The following is a 10,519-nucleotide window of genomic DNA, read 5'->3' on the forward strand; positions in this document are numbered from 1 at the left end:
AGTCATGGCAGAAGCAATCGCCGATAACGTTCCGGCCAAGGCCACCCCGATAGACGGCAAACCGCCGCTGTTCGGGTTGTCCTTCCTGGAAAACCTCTCCGAGATGACCATGCTGCGTCAGGTGGGCCTGTTGGTCGGCCTGGCGGCGAGTGTGGCGATTGGCTTCGCCGTTGTGTTGTGGTCCCAGCAGCCGGACTACCGGCCTCTGTACGGCAGCCTTGCCGGCATGGACGCCAAGCAAGTCATGGATACCCTGGCCGCCGCCGATATTCCCTACACCGTTGAACCCAATTCCGGCGCCTTGCTGGTCAAGGCCGATGACCTGTCCCGTGCGCGGCTCAAGCTCGCGGGCGCTGGTGTCACTCCCAGCGACGGCAACATCGGTTTTGAAATTCTCGACAAGGACCAGGGCCTCGGGACCAGCCAGTTCATGGAAGCGACCCGTTATCGTCGCGGCCTTGAAGGCGAACTGGCGCGGACCATCTCCAGCCTGAACAACGTCAAGGGTGCTCGCGTGCACCTGGCGATTCCGAAAAGTTCGGTGTTCGTGCGCGATGAGCGCAAGCCGAGCGCGTCGGTGCTGGTAGAGCTGTATTCCGGTCGTTCGCTGGAGCCGGGCCAGGTGCTGGCGATCATTAACCTGGTCGCCACCAGCGTTCCCGAACTGAGCAAATCGCAGATCACCGTCGTCGACCAGAAGGGCACGCTGCTGTCCGATCAGGCGGAGAACTCTGAACTGACCATGGCCGGCAAGCAATTCGATTACAGCCGTCGCATGGAAAGCATGCTCACCCAGCGTGTGCATAACATCCTGCAACCAGTGCTGGGCAACGATCGCTATAAAGCCGAGGTTTCGGCGGATGTGGATTTCAGTGCCGTCGAGTCGACCTCCGAGCAGTTCAACCCGGACCAGCCGGCGTTGCGCAGCGAGCAATCGACCACTGAACAGCGCACCGCCAGCAATGGCCCGCAAGGTGTACCGGGTGCCTTGAGCAACCAGCCGCCAGCGCCTGCCTCGGCACCGCAAACCATTGGTGGTGCGACCGCGTCGGCCGGCATGGTGCAGCCGGGCCAGCCCTTGCTCGATGCCAACGGTCAGCAAATCATGGACCCGGCCACCGGCCAGCCGATGCTCGCTCCTTACCCGGCGGACAAGCGTCAACAATCCACCAAGAACTTCGAACTTGACCGCTCCATCAGCCACACCAAACAACAGCAGGGCCGTTTGAATCGCCTGTCGGTGTCGGTGGTGGTGGATGACCAGGTCAAGATCAACGCCGCCAACGGTGAGATGAGCCGCGCACCGTGGAGCGCCGACGAATTGGCGCGCTTCACGCGCCTGGTCCAGGACGCCGTCGGTTTCGACGCCAGTCGTGGCGACAGCGTCAGCGTGATCAACATGCCGTTCTCCGCCGAGCGCGGTGAAGTGATTGCCGATATTCCGTTCTACTCCCAGCCTTGGTTCTGGGACATCGTCAAACAAGTGCTGGGTGTGTTGTTCATCCTGGTGCTGGTGTTCGGTGTGCTGCGTCCGGTGCTCAACAACATCACCGGTGGCGGCAAAGGCAAACAGTTGGCCGGCATTGGCAGCGACGTCGAGTTGGGTGGCATGGGCGGCCTGGACGGCGAACTGGCCAACGACCGCGTCAGCCTCGGTGGCCCGCAAAGCATTCTGCTGCCGAGTCCGAGCGAAGGCTATGACGCACAGTTGAACGCAATCAAGAGTCTGGTGGCAGAAGATCCGGGCCGTGTGGCCCAGGTCGTGAAAGAGTGGATTAACGCAGATGAGTGATAACCGAGCCGTTGCCGCCAAACTGTCCAAGGTCGACAAAGCCGCGATTCTGCTGCTGTCGCTGGGCTCGACCGATGCTGCCCAAGTGCTGCGCCACATGGGGCCCAAAGAGGTCCAGCGTGTCGGTGTGGCCATGGCCCAGATGGGGAACGTGCACCGCGAGCAAGTCGAGCAGGTGATGAGCGAGTTCGTCGACATTGTCGGCGACCAGACCAGCCTCGGCGTCGGCTCCGACGACTACGTGCGCAAAATGCTTACCCAGGCCCTGGGCGAAGACAAGGCCAACGGCCTGATCGACCGGATCCTTCTGGGCGGCAACACCAGTGGCCTCGACAGCCTGAAGTGGATGGAGCCGCGCGCGGTCGCTGACGTGATCCGTTACGAGCACCCGCAGATCCAGGCGATCGTGGTGGCGTATCTCGACCCGGACCAGGCCGGCGAAGTGCTGGGCAACTTCGACCACAAGGTTCGACTGGACATCATTCTGCGAGTGTCCTCGCTGAACACCGTGCAGCCCGCCGCGCTGAAAGAGCTCAACCAGATTCTCGAGAAGCAGTTCTCCGGCAACTCGAATGCCTCGCGCACCACCCTGGGTGGCATCAAGCGTGCGGCCGACATCATGAACTTCCTCGACAGCTCGATCGAAGGTCAGCTGATGGACTCGATCCGCGAAGTCGACGAAGACCTGTCCGGTCAGATCGAAGACCTCATGTTCGTGTTCAACAACCTGTCCGATGTCGACGACCGCGGTATCCAGGCGCTGCTGCGCGAAGTGTCCTCCGACGTGTTGGTGCTGGCCCTCAAGGGGTCGGACGAAGGCGTCAAAGAGAAGATCTTCAAGAATATGTCCAAACGGGCGGCCGAGCTGTTGCGCGACGACCTCGAGGCCAAAGGCCCGGTGCGCGTCAGCGACGTGGAAACCGCGCAGAAAGAAATCCTCACCATTGCCCGCCGTATGGCCGAAGCCGGAGAAATCGTTCTCGGCGGGAAGGGCGGCGAAGAGATGATCTAAGGTCACTATGTCGTCCAAACATGATGAGTCCAACACTGACCTGATCCGCGCCAAGGACGTCGGCGGCTTCGACGTCTGGTCGCTGCCCAGTTTCGATCCCCACGTGCCGGAGCCCGAGCCTGAACCCGAGCCCGAGCCGCCGGAAATGGAAGAAGTGCCGCTGGAAGAAGTCCAGCCACTGACCCTCGAAGAACTCGAAAGCATTCGTCAGGAGGCCTACAACGAAGGCTTCGCGACGGGCGAGAAAGAAGGTTTCCACAGCACTACGCTCAAGGTCCGTCAGGAAGCCGAAGTGGCCCTGGCCGCCAAGATCGCCGGGCTGGAAGCGCTGATGGGGCATCTGTTCGAACCCATCGCCGAACAGGACACGCAGATTGAAAAGTCCTTGGTCGACCTCGTGCAGCACATCACCAAACAGGTGATCCAGCGCGAACTGGCCATCGACTCGACGCAGATCGAGCACGTCATGCGCGAGGCGCTCAAGCTCTTGCCGCTGGGCGTGGGCAATGTGCGGCTGTACATCAATCCGCAGGATTTCGCCCAGGTCAAAGCCCTGCGCGAGCGCCATGAAGAAACCTGGCGCATCGTCGAAGACGAAGCATTGTTACCGGGCGGTTGCCGGGTCGAGACCGAACACAGTCGGATCGACGCCACCGTCGAAACCCGTGTGGCGCGGGTCATGGACAAGCTCTTCGATCAGTTGCACGAACAGGCACTGCACCCGGCCGCGCCGGACCTGAGCCTGGAGTTGCCAATCGACACCCAGCCTGCAGCCGTCGCCGAACCGGACGTGCCCGATGCGCCTTGATCGCACCAGCTTCGCCAAGCGCCTGGGCAGTTATGCCGAGGCCACGGAGCTGGCCGGCGCACCGATCCTTGAAGGTCGTTTGCTGCGCATGGTTGGCCTGACGCTTGAAGCCGAAGGCTTGCGCGCCGCCATGGGCAGCCGCTGCATGGTCATCAACGACGACAGCTATCACCCGGTGCAGGTCGAAGCCGAAGTCATGGGCTTTTCCGGCAGCAAAGTCTTTTTGATGCCGGTCGGCAGCGTCGCCGGTATCGCGCCCGGGGCTCGTGTTGTTCCGCTGGCGGATACCGGTCGCTTGCCGATGGGCATGAGCATGCTCGGGCGCGTGCTCGACGGCGCCGGTCGCGCGCTGGACGGCAAGGGCGGGATGAAGGCCGAAGACTGGGTACCGATGGACGGCCCGACCATCAACCCGCTCAAGCGCGAACCGATCAGCGAACCGCTGGACGTGGGCATCCGTTGCATCAACGGTTTGTTGACGGTCGGTCGCGGTCAGCGGCTCGGGCTGTTCGCCGGTACCGGCGTCGGTAAGTCTGTATTGCTGGGCATGATGACGCGCTTCACCGAGGCCGACATTATCGTCGTCGGGCTGATCGGCGAGCGGGGTCGCGAAGTTAAAGAATTCATCGAGCACATTCTTGGTGAAGAAGGGCTCAAGCGTTCGGTAGTGGTGGCGTCCCCGGCGGACGATGCGCCGCTGATGCGCCTGCGCGCGGCGATGTATTGCACGCGCATCGCCGAGTATTTTCGCGACAAGGGCAAGAACGTCCTGTTGCTGATGGATTCCCTGACCCGTTTCGCCCAGGCCCAGCGCGAAATTGCCCTGGCCATCGGCGAGCCGCCCGCGACCAAGGGGTATCCGCCGTCGGTGTTCGCCAAGTTGCCGAAACTGGTGGAACGGGCCGGCAATGCCGAGAAGGGTGGCGGTTCGATCACCGCGTTCTACACCGTGTTGTCCGAAGGCGACGACCAGCAGGATCCGATCGCGGACTCGGCCCGAGGCGTGCTCGACGGGCACATCGTGCTGTCGCGGCGTCTGGCCGAGGAAGGGCATTACCCGGCCATCGATATCGAAGCGTCGATCAGCCGGGTGATGCCGTCGGTGGTCACGCCTGAACACATGATGCGCGCCCAGTATTTCAAACAGCTGTGGTCGCGTTATCAACAGAGTCGCGACCTGATCAGCGTCGGCGCCTACGTCGCCGGCGGTGACCGCGAAACCGACCTGGCGATTTCCCTGCAACCGCAGTTGGTCAAATACCTGCGCCAGGGCTTGAACGACAGCATCAGCCTGGGCGAAAGCGAAGCCTATCTCGGCTCGATCTTCGCCCCTGCGGCGGGCGGCTAACCGGCCATGGCCCAGAGCCGAGCCTCGCGCCTGGCCCCTGTGGTCGAGATGGCTGAAAAGGTCGAGAAGGCTGCGGTCCAGCGCCTGGGCCACTTCCAGGGTCAGGTCCGTCTGGCGGAAAGCAAACTCGCCGACCTGGAAGCCTTTCGCCTCGACTATCAGGAACAATGGATCGTGCGCGGCAGTGGCGGCGTTTCGGGCCAGTGGTTGCTGGGCTATCAAGGTTTCCTCGCGCAACTGGGCACCGCCATCGATCAGCAGCGCCAAAGCCTCGCGTGGCACCAGAATAATCTGAACAAGGCGCGGGAAACCTGGCAGCAGGCGTATGCCCGGGTCGAAGGTTTGCGCAAATTGGTCGAGCGCTATGCCGATGAGGCACGACGGCTGGAGGACAAGCGCGAGCAGAAGCTGCTGGATGAATTGTCCCAGCGGTTGCCGCGTCAGGATCCGTATTGAATCAGTCAGACTGCGTTATCGTTCTTCGCGGGCAAGCCTCGCTCCTACAAGTTTTGCAGTGATCTTGTAGGAGCGAGGCTTGCCCGCGAAGGCGTCCTCCAGGATTGCGCCAATCAACAGCCTTGCCCCTATCCCCGCCAAGTGCTAAACCTTCTACACGTACGTTCTCCAATGACAAGGAAGCCGTTAAATGTCAGTTGTCACAGAAGTCTCCCCGAACGGGCAAAAGCTGACGATTTCGATCAAGGGACGATTCGATTTCGCCAAGCATCAGGAATTTCGTGAATCCTACGAAAACCTTCAGCCAAAACCCGACTCCTTCGAAGTGAACCTGAAGGACGCCACCTACCTCGACAGTTCGGCGCTTGGCATGTTGTTGCTGTTGCGTGATCACGCCGGTGGCGAGAATGCCGAGATCACGTTGACCAACGCCAATGCCGATGTGCGCAAGATTCTTGCGATCTCAAACTTCGAACAAATTTTCGACGTGGCGTGATTGCCGTGCAGTCCACGTTCGAATCGCTGACGATTCTGATCGCTGAAGACAGCGCGGCCGATCGCATGCTGCTGTCGAGTATCGTCCGTCGCCAGGGCCATAACGTGCTCACGGCCACCAACGGTGCCGAAGCGGTCGAAGCGTTTCGCCAGCAACGACCGCAACTGGTACTGATGGACGCCATGATGCCGGTGATGGATGGTTTCGAGGCGGCCCGGCAGATCAAGGCGTTGGCCGGGGAAACCCTGGTGCCGATCATCTTCCTGACCTCGCTGACCGAAAGCGAAGCCCTGGCCCGCTGCCTGGAGGCGGGCGGCGACGACTTTCTGGCGAAGCCCTACAACCAGGTGATTCTCGCCGCCAAGATCAAGGCGATGGATCGCTTGCGCCGGCTGCAGGCCACCGTGTTGCAACAACGTGACCAGATTGCCAGGCACCACGATTACCTGCTCAACGAACAGCGGGTGGCCAAAGCCGTGTTTGACAAGGTGGCCCACTCCGGTTGCCTGAATGCCCCCAACATCCGTTACCTGCAATCGCCCTATGCGCTGTTCAACGGCGATCTGTTGCTGGCCGCGTTCACCCCGGCTGGCGACATGCATGTAATGCTCGGCGATTTCACCGGTCACGGCTTGCCGGCCGCCGTCGGTGCCATGCCCCTGGCCGAAGTCTTTTACGGCATGACTGCCAAGGGCTATGGCCTGTCGGAAACCCTGCGCGAGATGAACGCCAAGCTCAAGCGCATCCTGCCGGTAGACATGTTCTGTTGTGCGACGCTGCTGTGCCTGAGTTTTCAGCGACGCTCGGTGGAAGTCTGGAATGGCGGCATGCCGGACGGCTATCTGCACAGCATCGCCAGCGGCGAGCGCACGCCGCTCACCGCTCGGCATCTGCCGCTCGGTGTGTTGAGCGCGCAAACTTTCGATGACCGCACCGACGTGTTTCCGATGGCGGTCGGCGATCGGGTGTTCCTGTTGTCCGACGGGGTGATCGATACCTGCGACGCCAACGAACAGTTGTTTGGTGTCGAGCGATTGCAGCGGGTATTTGCGGCCAATCGTCAACCAGACGAGCTGTTCGAAGAGATCGAACAGGCACTGCGCGACTTTCGCGGTGAAGCCCGCGACGATGTCAGCATGGTCGAGGTCAGGTTGCTGGAGGCCGCGCAGGTGAGCCCGCCGGCCCTGGTCTATTCCGACAGCGGCCAGTCCTGCCCACTGGACTGGTCGGTGAGTTTCGAGTTTCGCGCCGCCACCCTCAAACGCTTCAACCCGTTGCCGTATCTGTTGCAGTTGCTGCTTGAGGTGCATGGGCTGCGGGCGCAGAGCGGGGCGCTCTACAGTGTGCTGGCCGAACTGTATTCCAATGCTTTGGAGCATGGCGTGCTGGGCCTGGATTCGAGCCTCAAACGCGATGCCGTGGGTTTTACGCGCTATTATCAACAGCGCAATACGCGCCTGGACGAGTTGCAGGACGGCTTTGTGCGGGTGCATTTGCAGGTGACACCGAAGGGCGAGGGCGGTTGCCTGACGGTTCGCGTCGAAGACAGTGGCAAGGGTTTTGATATTGCGCGCGTGATGGAGCGGCCCGTAGAGGGTGTCCGTCTGTCGGGACGTGGTGTCAGTCTGATCCGTCAATTGGGCCGCAACGCGAGCTGGTCCGACGATGGTCGTAGTGCCCGCGTGGAGTTTTTCTGGGAGGCTCTGGCATAATCCACGCATTCTTGATCAAGGAGTGAGCAAGTGGCTGACACACATCTGGACCGCGACGTGCTGAGCGCGTTGCAAGAGGTCATGGAGGGCGAGTATCCCATGCTGCTCGATACCTTCCTCGCCGATTCCGAAGAACGCTTGAGTCTGTTGCACAAGGCTGAAGATGCCGCGCAGCTGATGAACACTGCTCACAGTTTCAAAGGCAGCAGCAGCAACATGGGCGCCATTCGCCTGGCCGAGCTGTGCCATGAGCTGGAACAACTGGCCAAGCAGAAAAGTCTCTCGGGCATTGAAAAACTGGTCGGGGAAATCGACGGCGAATTCGCCATTGTCCGACCGCTGTACGAGGCCGAGCGCCAGCGTTCTCTCGCCGATTAAGTCGACCGTCCGGCGCTTGTAGCGTCTCTGCGGAAAACCTGGCGCGACCTTTGCAGTAATCTCCGTCAACTGTACCTACGATCCCAGTGCAGCGGAGACCGTTTCATGCCCGTTACCCCCAATATGCTGCTTCAGGCCGCCGCACAGGCCAAGACTCAAGTCGCTTCCGCCAATACACCGGCGCTGGCGCCTGAGCCCGGGGACAAGGCGTCCAGCTTCGCCCAGGTCTACGCCAATCAAGCCCATAACAAGCCCTCTGCCGTGACTGACGGCGCGGCGAAGCCGATGCGCGACAAGTCCCCGGACGGTCCCGGTAAAAAGGACGTCAGCAACGACAAGTCTGCCGCCCCGGAACCTGCGGTTGCCGATAGCGGCAAATCCTTGCCCGCCGATAAACCGGCACAGGCCGACGACACGACTGCCAGCGACGATGCGCCGGATACTGCGCAGACGCCGGTGGCCGATACTGCCCCGGTCGACCCGGCGCTCGATCCCGCCCTGATGCAAACGGTTCAGCCGGTGGCACCAGCGCCCGTGGCGGAAACGCCGCCGGTGCCAGCCACTGTTCAACCGCCGGTCGAAGTGCCGCTCACTGCTGCCATTACCGCGGCAACGACCACCACCGCCGCAGATCCGGATTTCGACCCCGAAGCCGATCCCCTCGATGCACTGCCAGCCGTGCGCATGGCCCTCGAGGCGAGCGGCCACGTTTCTGCTTCCAGTCAGGCCCAGCCAAAAGCGGCACCGACCTCGGCCCAGGCTCAGGCCGACGGTGAGCAGACGTCGGCGCAGAACTTCGCTGCCGGCATGGCGAGCATGCTCGATGTGCAAGCCGACAAGGACAGCACCGGCCAGGGCGACAAGGCCTTCAGTGGCCTGATCGATGACGGTCTCAAGGACCTGAAGTCGGCGAGCAGCGATACCCGCGTCGACGACTTTGCCAACCGCCTGGCTGCGCTGACCCAGGCTGCCACGCCGAAAACCGCCAATGCCTTGCCGGTCAACCAACCGATCGCCATGCATCAGAGCGGTTGGACTGAAGAAGTGGTGAACCGGGTCATGTACCTGTCCAGCGCCAATCTCAAGGCGGCGGACATCCAGTTGCAACCGGCCGAACTGGGACGCCTCGACATTCGGGTGAACATGGTGCCGGATCAGCAGACCCAGGTGACCTTCATGAGCGCACACCCAAGCGTTCGCGAAGCGCTGGACGGGCAAATGCATCGCTTGCGGGACATGTTTGCGCAGCAGGGCATGGGCCAGGTCGACGTCAACGTCTCCGACCAATCCCGGGGTTCGCAGCAAGGTCAGGAGCAGGCTCAACAGAGTCAGAGTGGACGCACCAGCGCCAGTGGCGGTCGCGTTGACTCGATGGATGACGAGCTCGCCCCAAGCGTTGCCGAAGTCGCGCCCAGTACCACCAGCATTATCGGCTCCAGCGCCGTCGACTACTACGCCTGACCCAACGCAAAACCCTGTAGGAGCGAGGCTTGCCCGCGAAGAACGATGACGCGGTTCATCAGTTAAACCGCGTCATCGTTCTTCGCGGGCAAGCCTCGCTCCTACAAGAGTTCACCGATCATTCGCTGTCTCCAATACCTTCCGACGTTCTGGCATAACACTTGCTCTTGCCTTCCCGTGCGACTGTGAAAACCCGAATAGTGACGGATTATTGGCATGGCGAAGAGCGAAGCAGCAGTAAAAGACCCCGCAACCAAAGGCAAACTCAAGCTGATCATTGTGATCGTGGTGGCCGTGCTGCTGGCGATCGGCTTGTCCGTGGGGGCGACCTGGTACTTCATGCACAGCGCCCAGAGCAAACCTGCCGTCGCGGCTGAAACCGCCCCGGTCGGCAAGCAGCCAGCGGTTTTCGAACCGATGGCGCCGGCCTTCGTGGCCAATTACAACCAGAACGGTCGACAGCGCTACATGCAGGTGAGCATCACCATGCAGGGCCGCAATCAGGCCGATCTGGAAGCGCTCAAAGTGCACATGCCGGTGATCCGCAATAACCTGGTCATGCTGTTCTCCGGGCAGGACTTCGCCACGCTGGCGTCGCCGGTCGGTCAGGAAATGTTGCGTCAGAAAGCCACGGCCAGCGTCCAGGAAGTGGCGCAGAAAGAGCTCGGCAAAGTGGTCATCGAACAGTTGCTTTTCACTAATTTCGTACTGCAGTAGGAACACGACATGGCCGTGCAGGACCTGCTGTCCCAGGATGAGATCGATGCGCTGTTGCATGGCGTCGACGATGGTCTGGTACAGACCGATACCGCTGCCGAACCCGGCACCGTCAAAAGCTACGACCTGACCAGCCAGGATCGCATCGTCCGTGGACGCATGCCGACCCTGGAAATGATCAACGAGCGTTTCGCGCGCTACACCCGCATCAGCATGTTCAACATGCTGCGCCGCTCGGCCGATGTTGCCGTCGGTGGCGTGCAGGTGATGAAGTTCGGCGAATACGTGCACTCGCTGTACGTGCCGACCAGCCTCAACCTGGTCAAGATCAAACCGTTG

Annotated in this window: 10 protein-coding genes and 1 pseudogene; all 11 read left to right on the plus strand. The window is 61.5% G+C overall.

Features of this window, described 5'->3' with window-relative positions; all coding sequences use genetic code 11:
- Window positions 1–4: 4 nt before the first annotated feature.
- The gene (gene fliF, locus ACIPL2_RS18135; protein WP_401358328.1) at window positions 5–1,792 is read left to right on the plus strand and encodes a flagellar basal-body MS-ring/collar protein FliF; all 1,788 of its coding nucleotides are present in this window, start codon (window positions 5–7) and stop codon (window positions 1,790–1,792) included.
- Window positions 1,785–2,804, plus strand: a complete 1,020-nt coding sequence (fliG, locus tag ACIPL2_RS18140) for a flagellar motor switch protein FliG (protein WP_007948903.1) — start codon at window positions 1,785–1,787, stop codon at window positions 2,802–2,804. Before fliF ends, fliG begins: the two co-directional genes overlap by 8 nt.
- 7 nt (window positions 2,805–2,811) lie before the next feature.
- Window positions 2,812–3,612 (plus strand): flagellar assembly protein FliH, encoded by an 801-nt coding sequence (fliH, locus tag ACIPL2_RS18145; RefSeq protein ID WP_401358330.1) that lies wholly within the window; start codon window positions 2,812–2,814, stop codon window positions 3,610–3,612.
- Window positions 3,602–4,960: a flagellar protein export ATPase FliI gene (fliI, locus tag ACIPL2_RS18150; RefSeq protein WP_401358332.1), complete on the plus strand. Its 1,359-nt coding sequence runs from the start codon at window positions 3,602–3,604 to the stop codon at window positions 4,958–4,960. The genes fliH and fliI overlap by 11 nt, the downstream gene beginning before the upstream one ends.
- Window positions 4,961–4,966: 6 nt before the next feature.
- Window positions 4,967–5,416, plus strand: coding sequence for a flagellar export protein FliJ (fliJ, locus tag ACIPL2_RS18155; RefSeq protein ID WP_401358334.1), 450 nt, complete (start codon window positions 4,967–4,969; stop codon window positions 5,414–5,416).
- 190 nt (window positions 5,417–5,606) lie between these two features.
- Window positions 5,607–5,912: an STAS domain-containing protein gene (locus ACIPL2_RS18160; RefSeq protein ID WP_401358336.1), complete on the plus strand. Its 306-nt coding sequence runs from the start codon at window positions 5,607–5,609 to the stop codon at window positions 5,910–5,912.
- Between the two features lie 5 nt (window positions 5,913–5,917).
- Entirely contained in the window at window positions 5,918–7,624 is a 1,707-nt protein-coding gene (locus ACIPL2_RS18165; RefSeq protein ID WP_401358338.1) for a SpoIIE family protein phosphatase, read from the plus strand.
- A gap of 30 nt (window positions 7,625–7,654) precedes the next feature.
- Window positions 7,655–8,002 carry an Hpt domain-containing protein gene (locus ACIPL2_RS18170; RefSeq protein ID WP_401358339.1) on the plus strand — a complete coding sequence of 116 codons (348 nt, stop codon included), beginning with the start codon at window positions 7,655–7,657 and terminating at the stop codon, window positions 8,000–8,002.
- A 105-nt stretch (window positions 8,003–8,107) separates the two neighbouring features.
- Complete coding sequence (locus ACIPL2_RS18175; RefSeq protein WP_401358341.1) at window positions 8,108–9,463, plus strand: flagellar hook-length control protein FliK; 1,356 nt, start codon at window positions 8,108–8,110, stop codon at window positions 9,461–9,463.
- A gap of 216 nt (window positions 9,464–9,679) precedes the next feature.
- Window positions 9,680–10,180, plus strand: a complete 501-nt coding sequence (fliL, locus tag ACIPL2_RS18180; protein WP_401358343.1) for a flagellar basal body-associated protein FliL — start codon at window positions 9,680–9,682, stop codon at window positions 10,178–10,180.
- Between the two features lie 9 nt (window positions 10,181–10,189).
- Window positions 10,190–10,519 (plus strand): annotated as a pseudogene (locus ACIPL2_RS18185) (flagellar motor switch protein FliM); the annotation flags it as partial.

It is taken from the genome of Pseudomonas sp. NPDC086251 (assembly GCF_044746405.1).
GTDB lineage: Bacteria > Pseudomonadota > Gammaproteobacteria > Pseudomonadales > Pseudomonadaceae > Aquipseudomonas.

What these genes read in the sequence shown, in the direction of transcription:
- fliF (WP_401358328.1), top strand. Translation starts at nt 5, where the DNA reads ATGGCAGAAGCAATCGCCGATAACGTTCCGGCCAAGGCCACCCCGATA.
- fliG (WP_007948903.1), top strand. Translation starts at nt 1,785, where the DNA reads ATGAGTGATAACCGAGCCGTTGCCGCCAAACTGTCCAAGGTCGACAAA.
- fliH (WP_401358330.1), top strand. Translation starts at nt 2,812, where the DNA reads ATGTCGTCCAAACATGATGAGTCCAACACTGACCTGATCCGCGCCAAG.
- fliI (WP_401358332.1), top strand. Translation starts at nt 3,602, where the DNA reads ATGCGCCTTGATCGCACCAGCTTCGCCAAGCGCCTGGGCAGTTATGCC.
- fliJ (WP_401358334.1), top strand. Translation starts at nt 4,967, where the DNA reads ATGGCCCAGAGCCGAGCCTCGCGCCTGGCCCCTGTGGTCGAGATGGCT.
- ACIPL2_RS18160 (WP_401358336.1), top strand. Translation starts at nt 5,607, where the DNA reads ATGTCAGTTGTCACAGAAGTCTCCCCGAACGGGCAAAAGCTGACGATT.
- ACIPL2_RS18175 (WP_401358341.1), top strand. Translation starts at nt 8,108, where the DNA reads ATGCCCGTTACCCCCAATATGCTGCTTCAGGCCGCCGCACAGGCCAAG.
- fliL (WP_401358343.1), top strand. Translation starts at nt 9,680, where the DNA reads ATGGCGAAGAGCGAAGCAGCAGTAAAAGACCCCGCAACCAAAGGCAAA.